The 14,935-nt window shown below is 51.9% G+C and carries 15 protein-coding genes and 2 tRNA genes; 1 reads left to right on the top strand and 16 read right to left on the bottom strand.

The window, feature by feature from the left end; genetic code table 11:
• Positions 1-16: 16 nt before the first annotated feature.
• The 16 genes from nuoK to tpiA form a co-directional block, all read right to left on the bottom strand.
• Positions 17-325 (bottom strand): NADH-quinone oxidoreductase subunit NuoK, encoded by a 309-nt coding sequence (gene nuoK, locus AC8GE9_RS16675; protein ID WP_028816910.1) that lies wholly within the window; start codon positions 323-325, stop codon positions 17-19.
• Positions 325-945, bottom strand: a complete 621-nt coding sequence (locus tag AC8GE9_RS16670) for an NADH-quinone oxidoreductase subunit J (protein ID WP_028816909.1) — start codon at positions 943-945, stop codon at positions 325-327. Before AC8GE9_RS16670 ends, nuoK begins: the two co-directional genes overlap by 1 nt.
• Positions 946-963: 18 nt before the next feature.
• Positions 964-1,452, bottom strand: a complete 489-nt coding sequence (gene nuoI, locus AC8GE9_RS16665) for an NADH-quinone oxidoreductase subunit NuoI (RefSeq protein ID WP_028816908.1) — start codon at positions 1,450-1,452, stop codon at positions 964-966.
• Between the two features lie 38 nt (positions 1,453-1,490).
• Positions 1,491-2,564 (bottom strand): NADH-quinone oxidoreductase subunit NuoH, encoded by a 1,074-nt coding sequence (gene nuoH / locus AC8GE9_RS16660; RefSeq protein WP_506678295.1) that lies wholly within the window; start codon positions 2,562-2,564, stop codon positions 1,491-1,493.
• The gene (nuoG, locus tag AC8GE9_RS16655) at positions 2,564-4,891 is read right to left on the bottom strand and encodes an NADH-quinone oxidoreductase subunit NuoG (protein WP_506678294.1); all 2,328 of its coding nucleotides are present in this window, start codon (positions 4,889-4,891) and stop codon (positions 2,564-2,566) included. Before nuoG ends, nuoH begins: the two co-directional genes overlap by 1 nt.
• 15 nt (positions 4,892-4,906) lie before the next feature.
• On the bottom strand, positions 4,907-6,262 hold the full coding sequence (gene nuoF, locus AC8GE9_RS16650) for an NADH-quinone oxidoreductase subunit NuoF (protein ID WP_506678293.1): 1,356 nt from the start codon (positions 6,260-6,262) through the stop codon (positions 4,907-4,909).
• Positions 6,259-6,759 (bottom strand): NADH-quinone oxidoreductase subunit NuoE, encoded by a 501-nt coding sequence (nuoE, locus tag AC8GE9_RS16645; protein WP_028816904.1) that lies wholly within the window; start codon positions 6,757-6,759, stop codon positions 6,259-6,261. Before nuoE ends, nuoF begins: the two co-directional genes overlap by 4 nt.
• A gap of 44 nt (positions 6,760-6,803) precedes the next feature.
• The gene (locus AC8GE9_RS16640) at positions 6,804-8,060 is read right to left on the bottom strand and encodes an NADH-quinone oxidoreductase subunit D (RefSeq protein ID WP_506678292.1); all 1,257 of its coding nucleotides are present in this window, start codon (positions 8,058-8,060) and stop codon (positions 6,804-6,806) included.
• Between the two features lie 2 nt (positions 8,061-8,062).
• Positions 8,063-8,683: an NADH-quinone oxidoreductase subunit C gene (locus AC8GE9_RS16635; protein WP_506678291.1), complete on the bottom strand. Its 621-nt coding sequence runs from the start codon at positions 8,681-8,683 to the stop codon at positions 8,063-8,065.
• A 58-nt stretch (positions 8,684-8,741) separates the two neighbouring features.
• The gene (locus AC8GE9_RS16630; protein WP_028816901.1) at positions 8,742-9,218 is read right to left on the bottom strand and encodes a NuoB/complex I 20 kDa subunit family protein; all 477 of its coding nucleotides are present in this window, start codon (positions 9,216-9,218) and stop codon (positions 8,742-8,744) included.
• A 24-nt stretch (positions 9,219-9,242) separates the two neighbouring features.
• Positions 9,243-9,602 carry an NADH-quinone oxidoreductase subunit A gene (locus AC8GE9_RS16625; protein ID WP_506678290.1) on the bottom strand — a complete coding sequence of 120 codons (360 nt, stop codon included), beginning with the start codon at positions 9,600-9,602 and terminating at the stop codon, positions 9,243-9,245.
• A gap of 172 nt (positions 9,603-9,774) precedes the next feature.
• Positions 9,775-10,953: a porin gene (locus AC8GE9_RS16620; protein WP_506678289.1), complete on the bottom strand. Its 1,179-nt coding sequence runs from the start codon at positions 10,951-10,953 to the stop codon at positions 9,775-9,777.
• 357 nt (positions 10,954-11,310) lie between these two features.
• The gene (locus AC8GE9_RS16615) at positions 11,311-11,739 is read right to left on the bottom strand and encodes a universal stress protein (RefSeq protein WP_506678288.1); all 429 of its coding nucleotides are present in this window, start codon (positions 11,737-11,739) and stop codon (positions 11,311-11,313) included.
• 223 nt (positions 11,740-11,962) lie between these two features.
• Positions 11,963-12,047 (bottom strand) — tRNA-Leu (locus tag AC8GE9_RS16610).
• Positions 12,048-12,131: 84 nt separating this feature from the next.
• Positions 12,132-12,569, bottom strand: coding sequence for a preprotein translocase subunit SecG (gene secG, locus AC8GE9_RS16605; RefSeq protein WP_506678287.1), 438 nt, complete (start codon positions 12,567-12,569; stop codon positions 12,132-12,134).
• A gap of 54 nt (positions 12,570-12,623) precedes the next feature.
• Positions 12,624-13,364, bottom strand: coding sequence for a triose-phosphate isomerase (gene tpiA, locus AC8GE9_RS16600; protein ID WP_506678286.1), 741 nt, complete (start codon positions 13,362-13,364; stop codon positions 12,624-12,626).
• 123 nt (positions 13,365-13,487) lie between these two features.
• Here tpiA and AC8GE9_RS16595 point away from each other — a divergent pair.
• Positions 13,488-13,577: transfer RNA gene (locus AC8GE9_RS16595), tRNA-Ser, on the top strand.
• Positions 13,578-14,935: the final 1,358 nt, after the last annotated feature.

Here is a 14,935-nt window from a genome sequence, read left to right as displayed (position 1 = left end):
TTCTTCTATATCCCGATTAGCCCTTTAGGCGGTCAAGTTCGTCAACATTGATTGTGTTGAGATTGCGGAACAGCAATACCAAGATTGCCAAACCAATCGCAGCCTCGGCTGCAGCCACCGTCAGGATGAAAAACACAAAGACCTGGCCCGCCTCGTCGCCCATCCAAGTGGAAAACGCAACGAAATTCATATTGACCGCCAATAACATCAGCTCAACCGACATCAATAGGACAATCAAATTGCGACGGTTTAAAAAGATTCCGAATACGCCAATGGCAAACAGAATGGCGCCCAGCACCAAAAAATGGGGCAATGTCAACGTCATCATGCTTTGTCTCCCGATTTAGCGTTGACGGCTTCCTGACTGGGTAGGTCAACGAGCCGAACGCGATCGGCCGCACGGACTCGCACAGCGGCGGCGGGATCGTTGTATTTCACATCGCGGCGCTTACGCAAGGTCAGGGAAATCGCGGCGATCATCCCGACCAACAGCAAGACAGCGCCGACTTCAACGGCGTAGGCATACTCGGTATACATCAACTCGCCAAGCGCACGTGAGTTGTTGTAATCATCGCCCATTTCCGCAGCAGGTCCGACCTGACCCCAGGAGGTCGCGAGAACAAAAGACATCTCGACCACCATAATCAAGCCAACAATCAAACCCATCGGCAAGTATGTTTTGATCTGAGTACGCAACTCTTCCATTTTGACGTCAAGCATCATCACCACAAACAGGAACAACACCATCACCGCACCGACATAGACAAGCACGAGCAACAGTCCGAGAAACTCGGCACCCAGCAACATCCAGATCATCGCGGCATTGGCAAAAGCCAAAATCAAATGCAAGACAGCCGTCACGGGGCTTGAAGCCGTGATGACGCGAAACGCCGCAATCACCAAGATAATCGCCAGGACGTAGAACAAAATAGTAATAAACATGATTTCTTTTAGCCTCGGCGATCAGCGATAAGGCGCATCGATGGCGCGATTGCGAGCGATTTCGTCTTCGTAACGATCTCCCACGGCCAACAACATGTCTTTAGTGAAGTACAAGTCACCACGCTTCTCGCCGTGGTACTCATGTATGTGTGTTTCAACAATCGAATCAACCGGACAGCTTTCTTCGCAAAAGCCACAGAAAATACATTTTGTCAGATCGATGTCATAGCGTGTCGTGCGACGCGTGCCATCCTCGCGCATCTCCGACTCAATCGTGATCGCCATCGCGGGACACACCGCCTCGCAAAGTTTGCAGGCAATGCAGCGCTCTTCGCCATTGGGGTAACGACGTAGCGCATGCAGTCCACGGAAACGTGGAGACATCGGGGTCTTTTCTTGTGGATAACGCAAGGTAATCTTACGCTTGAAAAAATACTTGCCGGTCAACTTCATGCCCTTGAGTAACTCAAGCAGCAAGAGGCTACCGAAAAAATCCTTGATCGCTTCCATAAATGCCTTATTTTCCGTCTTATCGCGCCGAATCGCGTTCAGTTCCAGATGTTCCAAGGTGTTTGCATCCAGATCGCCACCACGACCAGCCACACACCCGTCAGAGGGATAAAAATTTTCCAGCCCAACCGCATAATTTGGTCATAGCGGTAACGCGGAAATGAAGCGCGGAACCAGATAAACAGGGATACGACACAGAAAGTCTTGAGACCGAGCCAAATCCAACCAGGGATCCAAGTCAAGGGCGCGTACTCAAACGGAGCAGCCCATCCACCGAGGAACATGATGGCCGCCATGCAGGACAAGAAAATCATGTTGGCGTATTCGCCTAGGAAAAACAGCGCGAAGGCCATGCCCGAGTACTCAACCATGTGACCCGCAACAATCTCTGACTCACCTTCGACCACATCGAAGGGGTGTCGGTTGGTTTCAGCGACTGCCGAGATCACATAAATCACGAACAAGGGGAACAGGGGCAACCAGTTCCAGGACATGAAATTCACGCCCATATCGGCAAACCAACCGCGTGTCTGAACGTTGACGATTTCCGTCATATTCAAACTACCCGACACGAGCAACACCGTCACAAGCACAAAACCAATCGCCAGTTCATACGACAGCATTTGGGCCGATGCACGCATCGCCGCCAGAAAAGCGTATTTAGAGTTGGATGCCCAGCCTGCAACGATCACACCGTATACACCAATCGAGGTGATCGCCATCACATACATCAGACCGGCATTGACATCCGCCAAGACGAGCTCGGGACCAAACGGAATCACCGCCCATGCTGCCAAGGCAGGCATGAGTGTCACGACGGGTGCCAAGATAAACAGAATCTTATTCGCCTGGCTCGGCACGACCACTTCTTTGGTCAGCAGCTTGAAGACGTCGGCGAAAGGCTGTAGTAAACCGCGAAAACCGACGCGGTTAGGTCCAAGACGAGTGTGCATAAAGCCAATCATCTTGCGTTCCCAATACGTCAGGTAAGCCACGCACAAAATAATCGGCACAGCGATCACCAGGATCTTGACGAGCGTCCAAACCACGTACCAAGGTGTTGGACCGATCAAGCCTGCACCGAAAGTTTCAAGGACGTTTAGCCACTCCATCAGGCACGCTCCACTTGAAGTTGACCGAAAGCACTACCCAAAGCGGCCGTTTGATCAAACGCAGCAGCGACACGCACCGCACCAGGCACCAGCGTGTTATCCAGTTCAGCCGATAAACTCACCTGTCCTGTCAATGATTTGACACGCACGTGGTCACCAGTCTTGAGGCCCAAGCTATCAAGCGTTTGTTGATGCATTCTTGCAACCGGCGCACGCGAGGCCGCAGTGGCCTGCAACGCAGGCGCGCGACGCACCATGGCATCGCTGCGATAGATCGGCACATCTGTGACACGCTGCAAACCTTGCGTCGACATAGGACTCAGACCAGGCTCAGCCTGAAGCTGATTAGACAAGCGTCCTTGCGACCCATCAGCCATGACGGCATCGCGAACTGTTTCCGAGGACTCATCATCAAAACCAGCCAAATGAAGCACATTACCCAAGACGCGCAACACTTTCCAAGCGGGGCGACTTTGCCCACGAGGCGATGCCGTGCCTTTAAAGCTTTGTGCTGTGCCTTGCGCATTGACAAAAGTACCCGAGGTCTCTGTAAATGGCGCAATCGGTAACATCACGTTCGCCCATTCGCGCGCACCAGAGGCATAAGGCGTCAAGGCAACAACGAACTCAGCGGATTTCAGCGTAGCCAACGCCTGGGCACCATTGTCGGCATCCAGTAATGGCTCGGCATGCAAAACAATGTAAGCCTTGAGTGGTTGGGACAACATCGCTGCTGCACCTTTACCGCCCTTAACAGGAACTGCGCCTGCAAGATAGCCACCTACCGTATTCGCGCCTGAAGTCAGGAAACCAAACTTAGCGCCTGATAACTGGGCGATCAACTGAGCATTTGCCGCAATCATCGTTGCTGTCGGTGCATTCACAGCCGAATTACCCAACAAAATCGCCACCCGCTCACCGCTCGCGAGACTTTGAGCAATCGTTTGAGCGACGGCATCAGGTTCAACAGCGGACAAAGACGCAGGGACTGCTTGTGCTTTGAGCTTGGCGAGCGCGACCGCAACTTGAGCGACCGTGTGCGCCAAGGCATCGGGCAATACCGTCGCACGCGCAGTCAGCTTGAGCAAAGGATCATCACCCGCAATATCAATCGCAGAGATCTGTGTGCCGCGCTTCGCAGACTGACGCAAACGCTGCGTCATCAAAGGATGATCTTTGCGCAAGAACGAGCCAATCACAAGCACCCGATCCAAGGTATCGAGTTCGGCAACAGGGAAACCCAACCATGGAGCACCTGTCAAGGCAGAATCCAGCGAGGCATCGGTCTGACGCAGACGGAAATCAATATTCTCTGATCCCAGTCCGCGGGTCACGCGACCCAACAAGGCAAGCTCTTCGAGGGTTGAATATTCGCTCGCCAACGCACCAATCTGCGCACTACCCGAGGCATCGCGCACATCCATCAGACCATGAGCGACGATCTGAAGCGCGTCAGACCAGGTGGCTTCTTTCCACAACCCATCCTCGCCCTTGATCATCGGAGCCGTCAAGCGGTCCTCGTTCAGTCCCTCGTAGGAAAAACGATCGCGATCACTAATCCAGCATTCATTCAACGCATCGTTTTCAAAAGGCACCACACGAATCACCTCCTCGCCCTTGACCTGCACGACGAGATTGGCGCCCATGCTGTCATGAGGCGAAACCGAACGACGACGCGCCAGCTCCCAAGTACGTGCCTGATAACGGAAAGGCTTGGAGGTCAACGCACCAACCGGGCACAAATCAATCATATTGCCCGACAGTTCGGAGTCAACGGAGCGACCCACAAACGTTGTGATTTCTGAGTGCTCACCACGCCCGACCATGCCGAGCTCCATGATGCCCGCGACTTCCTGACCAAAGCGAACGCAACGCGTGCAATGAATGCAGCGGGACATTTCCTCTGCGGACACGAGTGGGCCGAGCTCTTTGTGAAAAACAACGCGCTTTTCTTCGTTGTAGCGGGAGCTCGAGCCACCGTAACCAACCGCCAAGTCCTGCAACTGGCATTCGCCACCCTGATCACAGATCGGGCAGTCCAAGGGGTGATTAATGAGCAAAAATTCCATCACGCTCTTTTGCGCGGCCACGGCGCGCTCTGAGCAAGTATGGACCACCATGCCATTTGTTGCAGGTGTTGCGCACGCAGGCATGGCCTTCGGTGCTTTCTCAACCTCAACCAGGCACATGCGACAGTTCGCTGCGATGGATAATTTCTTGTGGTAGCAAAAATGCGGCACATACACACCGAGCTTATGCGCGGCGTGCATGACCATGCTGCCTTCTTGCACTTCGACTTTCTTGCCGTCGATGGTTAACTCAACCATAACTTTGTCCAGACCTTAGAGATAGGGGGCTACGACACATCGCTTGTGCTCGATGTGGTGTGCAAATTCGTCGCGATAATGCTTTAGGAAACCACGTACTGGCATCGCGGCAGCATCACCCAGGGCACAAATCGTGCGCCCCATGATGTTGCCCGCGACTGAATCCAGCAAATCGAGATCTTCAGGGCGACCCTGACCGTGCTCGATACGATTGACCATGCGGTAGAGCCAACCCGTGCCTTCACGGCAAGGTGTGCACTGACCACAGCTTTCTTCGAAATAAAAATAAGACAAGCGCAAGAGTGACTTGACCATACAACGCGTGTCATTCATCACGATCACTGCGCCTGAGCCAAGCATCGAGCCGGCTTTGGCGATGGCGTCGTAATCCATCGTCGTGTCCATCATGATGCTGCCAGGAATCACCGGCGCGCTCGAACCACCAGGAATCACGGCCTTCAGTGCTGAACCGCCACGCATGCCACCCGCAAGCTCAAGCAACTTGGAAAAAGGTGTCCCCAGCGGGATTTCATAATTGCCTGGCCGCTCGACGTCACCGGTGATAGAAAAGAGCTTGGTCCCACCATTGTTGGGCTTGCCAACTTCGAGATAAGCCTGTCCACCATTACGGATAATCCATGGCACGGCGGCGAAGGTCTCGGTGTTGTTAATCGTGGTGGGCTTGCCGTAAAGTCCAAAGCTGGCTGGAAACGGTGGCTTAAAGCGTGGTTGACCTTTTTTACCTTCGAGCGACTCGAGCAACGCGGTTTCTTCGCCACAGATGTAGGCACCATAACCATGAAAAGCATGCAGCTCAAAATTAAAATTTGAACCTAGAATATTGTCACCGAGGAAGCCCGCCTGTCGTGCCTCATCCAGGGCCTCTTCGAAGCGCTTGTAGACCTCGAAAATCTCGCCATGGATGTAGTTGTAACCAACTGAAATACCCATGGCGTAGGCGGCGATCGCCATCCCCTCAATCACGATGTGTGGATTGAGGCGCAAAATGTCACGGTCTTTGAAGGTACCTGGCTCACCTTCGTCTGAGTTGCAGACGAGATACTTTTGACCAGGAAAGCTGCGGGGCATAAAGCTCCACTTCAGACCCGTCGGAAAACCTGCACCACCTCGACCACGTAAACCAGAGGCCTTGACCTCGGCGATCACATCTTCTTGGCTCATGCCTTGGGTCAAAATTTTGCGCAAGGCTTCGTAACCACCGCGCTTGACGTAATCGGCGAGGCCCCAGTTTTTGCCATCCAAATCCGCCATGATCTGCGCACCTAGATGACGGCCATGGAGTCCCATCGAATCTATGCCGGGCGCAGCATCGAGGCCCTGCGAATACTTGGATAGAATTGCGGCGCTCATGCTGCGCCTCCCTTGGCGGCTGCAGACAGCTCGCTAATCATCGAATCAATCTTTTCACGTTCCATACGCACACACATGTGATTGTTGTTGACCAACAATACGGGCGAATCACCGCAAGCACCCATGCACTCCCCTTCCATCAGGGTGAACGCACCATCAGGCGTCGTTTCGCGGAAACCAATGCCGAGTTTCTTTTTGAGATAGTCTGCAGTCATTTCGCCATCACGTAGCGCGCAAGGCAAATTGGTACAGACTGTGATTTTGAATTGACCGACAGGACGCACATTAAACATGTTGTAGAACGTTGCGTTTTCCTGCACCGCAATCGCTGGCTGACCAAGGTAATCTGCGATGTCTTGAATCACCTCAGGCGATACCCAGCCCTTTTCTTCTTGGGCGATACCAAGAGACGCCATAATGGCAGATTGCTTTTGATCTGGCGGATACTTGGCGATCTCGCGATCAATTCTTTTGTAGGCCTGTTCAGAGAGCAGCATGATCTAAATCCGATGGTAGCGAAGTCAAAACGCAGTTAAAACAATTAGCGGTCAATCTCGCCAAAAACAATATCTTGAGTACCTATAATCGTGACGGCATCGGCAATCATGTGGCCACGTGACATTTCGTCAAGCGCCTGCAGATGCACAAAACCGGGAGCACGAATCTTGAGTCGATAGGGCTTGTTGGCCCCGTCAGACACCATGTAAATACCAAATTCACCTTTGGGATGTTCGACAGCGGCATAAGCCTCGCCTGCTGGAACATGAAAGCCTTCGGTAAAGAGTTTGAAATGGTGAATCAACTCTTCCATATTGGACTTCATGCCCGTGCGGTGGGGTGGTGAAACCTTGTGGTTGTCAATCATGACTGGGCCGGGATTGTTACGAAGCCACTGCACACACTGCGCGATGATGCGATTGCTTTCGCGCATTTCGGCGATACGCACCAAGTAACGGTCGTAAGAGTCACCATTCACACCGACGGGGATATCAAACTGCATGCGATCGTACACCTCGTAAGGCTGCATCTTGCGCAGATCCCAAGCCACACCTGAGCCACGCAGCATTGGACCCGTAAAGCCAAGTGCCTTGGCACGCTCAGGACCCACCACACCAATGCCGACCAAACGCTGTTTCCAGATACGGTTATCGGTCAGCAAGGTCTCGTACTCATCCACACACGCTGGAAAGCGGTTGGTGAAATCCTCGATGAAGTCCAACAATGAGCCCGAACGCGCATCATTCATCGCCTTGAGATCTTTGGCGGAACGGTATTGGCTCGATTTACCATACTGAGGCATGGCATCGGGCAAGTCGCGATAGACACCGCCTGGGCGATAGTAAGCCGCATGCAACCGCGCACCTGACACGGCCTCGTAGCAGTCCATCAAGTCTTCTCGCTCGCGAAAAGCGTACAGAAATACAGCCATCGCCCCCACATCAAGAGCGTGCGAACCCAAGGACATCAGGTGATTGAGTAGGCGGGTGATTTCGTCAAACATCACACGGATGTACTGAGCACGCAAGGGCACTGTCACGCCCATCATTTTTTCGATCGACATCACATAGGCGTGCTCGTTACACATCATCGACACATAGTCGAGACGATCCATGTAAGGCAAGGCCTGGAGATATGTGCGATGCTCGGCAAGCTTTTCAGTACCACGATGCAACAAACCGATATGTGGATCTGCGCGCTGGATGACCTCGCCATCTAGCTCAAGCACTAAACGCAACACACCATGCGCCGCAGGGTGCTGGGGGCCAAAGTTCAGCGTGTAGTTTTTAATTTCTGCCATGATTAGCGTCCTACTCCATAGCCGTCTTCGCGAATCACGCGCGGAATCACCTCGCGCGGCTCAATCGTGACAGGCTGATACACCACGCGACCTTGCTCGGGGTCATAGCGCATTTCGACGTTGCCATAGACTGGAAAGTCTTTGCGGAAAGGATGACCGATAAAACCATAGTCCGTCAAAATACGACGAAGATCAGGATGGCCTTCGAACACAATACCAAACAAGTCAAACGCCTCGCGCTCAAACCAGTTCACCGAAGGCCAGACCTCGACAAGAGAATCCAGCACGGGAAACTCGGCACTCGTCGCAAAAGTACGCACACGCAAACGCCAGTTGTGCTTGAGGGACAGCAAATGCGCGACGACCGCAAAACGCGCCTGAGGCACCACGGAGTCCGAGGGTGTTTCACCAACACGACCCGCTCCATAGGTGGAGTAATCCAAGCCGCACAAATCGATACAGGTTTCAAAATTTAAACCCGACTCATCACGCAAACGCTGACAAGCGGACTGCCACTGCTCGGGCGCGATCTCGAGCGTGATCTCATCGGTGGAGAGTTTGATCTTGGCCTGTTCACCGAACAGGGTGATCAATTGTTGTTGCAGGTTTTCTAGCCTGGACATGTCTTAAGCCTGAGTAAACCGCTGAGCACACGCGAATGGCGCACCCAACGACTTGGATTTAACGAGCAATCGTATTGGTCTGACGGATTTTGTTTTGCATCTGCAGGAGGCCATACACCAGGGCCTCAGCCGTAGGTGGGCAACCCGGGACATAAACATCCACCGGCACGATTCGATCACAACCGCGCACAACGGAGTAGGAGTAGTGATAGTAGCCACCACCATTGGCGCACGAACCCATTGAAACTACCCAACGTGGCTCTGGCATCTGATCGTAAACTTTGCGCAGCGCAGGAGCCATTTTGTTGCACAAGGTGCCGGCAACAATCATCAAATCGGACTGACGCGGACTCGGTCGAAAAATAATGCCAAACTGATCCAGGTCGTAACGGGCCGCACCCGCGTGCATCATCTCGACCGCGCAACAAGCCAGACCAAAGGTCATCGGCCACATCGAACCTGTTTTAGCCCAGTTGATGAATTTGTCAGCACTCGTGGTGACAAAGCCTTGTTTCAAAATACCGTCAATTGCCATAGGTGTCTCATTGCCGCGATGGGATTACTCCCAGTCAAGCGCGCCTTTTTTCCATTCGTAGATGAAACCAACGGTCAGCACAGCTAAAAAAATCATGACTGTGACAAAACCAACCATCCCAACCGTACCGTTTGCAATCGCCCAAGGGAACAAAAAGGCAATTTCAAGATCGAACAGGATGAAGAGAATCGCGACTAGGTAATAGCGCACATCGAATTTCATACGCGCGTCGCCAAAGGCCTCAAAACCGCACTCATAGGGCGAGAGCTTTTGCGCGTCAGGTCGGTTAGGACCAATCAATGAGCCTGCCGTAATCAGCGCAAAGCCGATCGCCGTGCCCACCACAATAAATAACAAAACGGGAAAGTATTGTTCCAGATTCATTGAACATTTCCGGCTGTTGTACAAAACTTTAAGATTGTATCATCCTGCACGGCCATTTCAGCGAAAAAGACCCGCTAAAAAATAAGCAAGCCACTCATAAAGAGTGGCTTGCTTTTTACTTTTTTACTCGTAGCAACTTAACCGGAGCTAAGCTGCCATTCTAAGCGGTTGCTTAGAACTGGTGACGCAGACCGACACCAACCAAGGTGCTCTTGAGTGTGTCAACTGTACCAACGTTATCCATGTAACCGAACATTGCGTACAGGTTTGTGCGCTTTGTAAAGTCATATGCGTAAGCGATGTTGTACGCTGTCTGGTTCTGAGCGTTCCAACCGCCTTGATTTACAGGAGCTTTCATGTTGGAGTTAGGTGACAGCATTGTCCATGACAACAAAACGCGTGAAACTGGGTTCACTGGAATTGTTGCACCAACGATGTAGCTGTTTGTACCAATGGCTGGTGCGAAAATCAGTTCGCCAGATGTTCCGGAGTTACTGAATGCACCTGCACCGCTAATACCCGAACCTTGACCTAAGATAGCGCCGTCACGTGTCTGACCGTAGCCAGCAGCGATCTTGACCACTTTAAAGTCATACGTACCAGCGATGTTCCATGAGCCGATCGACGCGTCACGATTCTTAGCTGTAGCCACATCAGCGTAAACCCGATCATAAGATGCTGCGACATAGATTGGGCCGTTGGCGTATTTAGCACCAAGTGTCAGTTGACGATTGTTGTTGTTGGTAACAAAGTTGTAGGTGGAGCTGCTTGTACCAGCGGCGCCAGTGGCGGCAGTGTAGCCAGCTGTGTTACCTGTGGCGAACGAGTAACCAACACCTGCTTGGAAGCCGGACATGATAGGTGTCTGGTATTTGATGGCGTTACTGATACGGTCTGTGTTAGCAACACCGAAGGCAGTACCCATGTTCAACTGACCGAAGCCTGTGCCGAACGGATCAACTGGGATACCAACATATTCTGTTGCGAAGTTAGTTTGACGACCGATGCGGACATAGCCCCATGAGTTGCTCTCAACGCCCAACCAAGCTTGACGACCGAACAAACGACCGCCTTGCTGCAATGTGCCGTTACCGAACTCAAAACCGTTTTCGAGTTGGAATGTGACGCGATTGCCGCCACCGATGTCCTCGACGCCACGGAAACCGAAACGGTTACCGGACTGTTGACCATAGGCCATGCCGAAGCTGGAAGCGCCATCGTTGTTCTGAAGGCTAACTTTGTTGTAACGCAGACCACCGTCAACAACACCATACAAAGTTACTGATGACTGGGCCGAAGCGGCACCAGCAAAGCCGGCAAGCAGGGCGGCGGCGAGCAGAGTCTTTTTCATTTAAGAAATCTCCAAGTATTTGAGTGACAAGAGCAACAAACAACCATTTGTCTGCCGCCCCCCTAACTCCGCTAGGGAAGTTGAAGCTATTGCATCAAAATTCGGAGGCTGTGGCTATGCATTCAAGTAGAAAAGCGTCTGAAAGCATACTTTCTGTTGGGTAAGTGCAACATTACAGGCAAAAGCGAGTCTTTTATAGAGGGTTTACCCTTGGTCTCATGTCGCATGATGACAACAGCAGAAATCACTCCAAAATCATCTCTTATAAATAAAAGCGAGCCGGAAACAAATATTTTCCGACTCGCTTTTGCCTGCCACTTTTTCTACCGCCAACACCCTTGTTGACGGTAGAAATGTTTATTTCACGAGCACAACGGGCTGTTTGGCTTGCGTCAATACGCGCTGAGCCACAGAGCCCAACAACATATCAGCAATGGCGCTACGTCCCTTAGAGCCCAGCACGATCATGTCGTACTTCCCTTTTTGACCCTGAGCGACGATCTCCTGGGCTGCGTTACCCACCAACATCGCCATATCGTGCTTGATGCCTTGATCATTGAGCACTTTCATTGCGGGCTTGAGTTCTTTTTCGCTCAGTTCGCGTAAATAATCAGCAACCGCTTCTTTACCCACGAAGGCCTTGGCGTGACGCAAGCCAGCGTCGTCATGTACGCTGATGAGCGTGATGCTTTTTGTCTTGTCTGCGGAATTTTTAAGAAGGTCAGCGGCATATTTAACTGCGCGCAAGGCATTTTTGGAGCCATCTGTCGCGACGAGAATTTTCATGATTTCAGTCCTTCTTGGTTTGTAATAAGTGATTGTTACGTCAGGGATTTTTCTACGAGCCTATACACTCGGCACAATATACTCAAAAGTGATGCTCCGACGTAAAACTCAAAATAAAAAGCTTGAGCTAAATCAAACGAGATGAATTGAAATCGAAAGGAATGAGATGTGATTTCGAGCAGGAAGAGAGTGCGGGAAAGGAATGCAGGAAGGAATATTTTGATGGTGCCGACGGCGAGACTCGAACTCGCACAGCTTTCGCCACTACCCCCTCAAGATAGCGTGTCTACCAATTTCACCACGTCGGCTTTTAATGTGGTCTTGAATAGCCAAAGATTGTAGCACGTAGCCGCAATCTTTGACTTGAGGCACAGAGCCTTTACACCGTACCTTTATTTAGCTGCAGGAGCAGCAGGCACCGCAGGTACAGGCGCTGCAGGAATGCCAGGAACTGCATTCAGAGGAACCGCGGGTACTGCGGGCGAAACCGGAGCTGTCGGGGCAACGCCCGGCACAGCAGAGCCCGCAGGTGGCGCAACAGGTGCAGTCTGCGTGAAGTTTTGCATGATGCCCGTGTCTTGGCCCACATTGCCGCGATTTGCCACATAGGCCAGGCCTACTGTGGAAATAAAGAACACGACAGCCGCCCATTTGGTCGCACGAGACATGAAGTTTGCAGCACCAGTGGCGCCAAACAAACTACCTGCTGAGCCGCTACCAAAAGCGGAGCCCATATCCGCTCCCTTGCCCTGCTGGAGCAAGACGAGAGAAATGATTGAAAGTGAAGACAGGATCTGCACAACGAGCAGAAGATTAAACATCCAAGACATTGAAACGCTCCGAAAACTAAATAGCGAGGAAAAATATCAAGCAAATGCTGCCATTTAGGCTGCGATCGCAAGAAACTCCTTGGCAACTAAAGATGCCCCACCCACCAACGCACCGTCGATATCAGGCATCGCAAACAAACTCGCGGCATTCGCCGCTTTGACACTACCACCGTACAAAATCTGAACTTGCGCAGCACCGATACCTTGCAGTGCTGAGCGGATCGCCGAATGCACTTCTTGGGCTTGCTCGGGCGAAGCCGTGCGGCCTGTGCCGATCGCCCAAACGGGCTCGTAGGCAACGACCATTTTTTTTACCGCCTCGGCGCCAAGCGCCAAGATCGGGGCCAACTGGCGAGCAATCACGGCAACCGCTTGACCCGCATCACGCTCAGCCAAGGACTCTCCCACACACACAACAGGTATTAGGTCAGCAGACAACGCAGCACGCGCCTTGTCTGCGACAAGCTGATCCGTCTCCGCATGCAACGCACGTCGCTCAGAATGACCCACCAACACAAAGCGACACGAAAAATCATTGAGCATCCCACCAGACACTTCGCCTGTGAAGGCGCCTTGGGCTTGAGTGCTGATGTCTTGTGCGCCCCAAGCGATGGCCGAGCCTTTCAGGACATGTGCAGTCTGAGCCAGATAAGGAAATGGTACGCAAACACCCATTTGCGTGGCAGAGGAAGCTCTGGGAGCCACTAAAAGCGCTGTCAGCAACTCGGCGTTATCAGCCAGATTGCCATGCATTTTCCAATTACCAAGGACAAGTCGGGTACGCATTGCGGTCATTTGTTGTATTGAATGAAGAGCAGCAAACCCAGAATTGTATCCTGTTGCCCACGCTAAAGGGGCTTGTCAGGTCGATCGGAGGAAATATCTCTGCAAATCGTTTATGATTCAGCCCTTCATGATGGAAGCGTGGCCGAGCGGTTTAAGGCACCGGTCTTGAAAACCGGCGAGGGTTCACGCCCTCCGTGAGTTCGAATCTCACCGCTTCCGCCAATTGTCAAGTATTTACTGGGTTTTTCAGCCTCTAGCTTCAAATTCCCCCAATTTTCCCCACAAGAAAGTTTTCCCTGCAACCCTCCTCTAACTAAATCGAAGAGTTAGGATCGGCGTGGCAGGCAATATAAAAAACTTCTGGAATCTCAATCGCCTGAGCAGATACCCCCCACCCCTTTACGATTTCAGCCAACAGACACCCCACTGTACCCCCACCCCCCTAAACAGCCCGTCATCTTTGGCTAAAGCTACGCACAGTATTATGCTCAAATGATGCCGTTCGGGCTTCGCCCCCGGGGGTATCAAAACGGTCGGGAACTGGTCAGACAGCGTTTAGGGAAATACCCCCCCTTCGTTTTCTGTTGAAAAAGGGTGGGGGTATATATTTTTTTCTGTTTTGTACACTGCTCTGGCATTTGATGCGGGCGTTAAAAAGCCACCCGAAGGTGGCTAGTACCCACGTGGGTATGGGTTTGCTGTCTGCAATAGCTAGAGGTAGGGTCGCTGATGGGGTTACTAGGGATCTAGAAGGGAGCATGAAAGAACGGCCATCTTTGTTGACAACTACCGCCATAAAGTAATACTGTCTCCTATGGTTTTTTAGTTTTCTGAAGATAACACCTACGCGTTCGGCAAACTCCAGCACTTTCTATAGTTTTTCCGTTTAAACACTAAACTTTACCCTTTAGGTGAGCCACTATTCAAGACAAAGATGAAATCCCTCACGCTCCAACTGTCCAGTCCCCGCATGCACGGCGCCTGCCCTACACCCCGCCATCCATTACCATCCTACTTTCTCCCTTGCATAGATATACCGGTGGTGGCCCATATCTCTCCTATAACGAGAATTTTGGTGGTGCTGTCTCATCGTGAGCGCAAAGCCCCCCCAAGGTCACATTACTGAAGATTTTTTACGCCTACCCCATCCGTGAAACTTTATTGACGCCATGCATAGCGTGAGTCACTTCGTTTTTCGCTTACACGGAAATTTGCTCCCCTAAGGGATGTCTCACACATGCTGCATGAGCCTGTAACTCGACGTTTGCCTTGAGTTGCTGCCACGCTTAAGACGACAGAGATGTAATCGCATTTGTCAGATTCAGTGCCATAGTGTCTGTGAATTATCTTTCTTCACCAAACCGCCAGAACTTTACACAGAGTTATTTACAGCCTCTACCTTTCATGTAAGAACCACCTTAATCCTACATCTCTGTAGCGCCCTCATTCTTTTATTCAATGTTCTGCACTCCACAGACTGTAGTACCCTAGGTCAGTCGAGCAATATCTCTGTACTCAGATAACGCTCCCCGTTGGCCACTTCAAACTCCCCCACCTTTGGCCGGTCAAACTCCCCCAGG

It is taken from the genome of Zwartia lucis (assembly GCF_965234455.1).
GTDB classification, from domain to species: Bacteria; Pseudomonadota; Gammaproteobacteria; order Burkholderiales; family Burkholderiaceae_B; genus Zwartia; species Zwartia lucis.
This window is presented reverse-complemented; position numbering and strand designations above follow the sequence as displayed.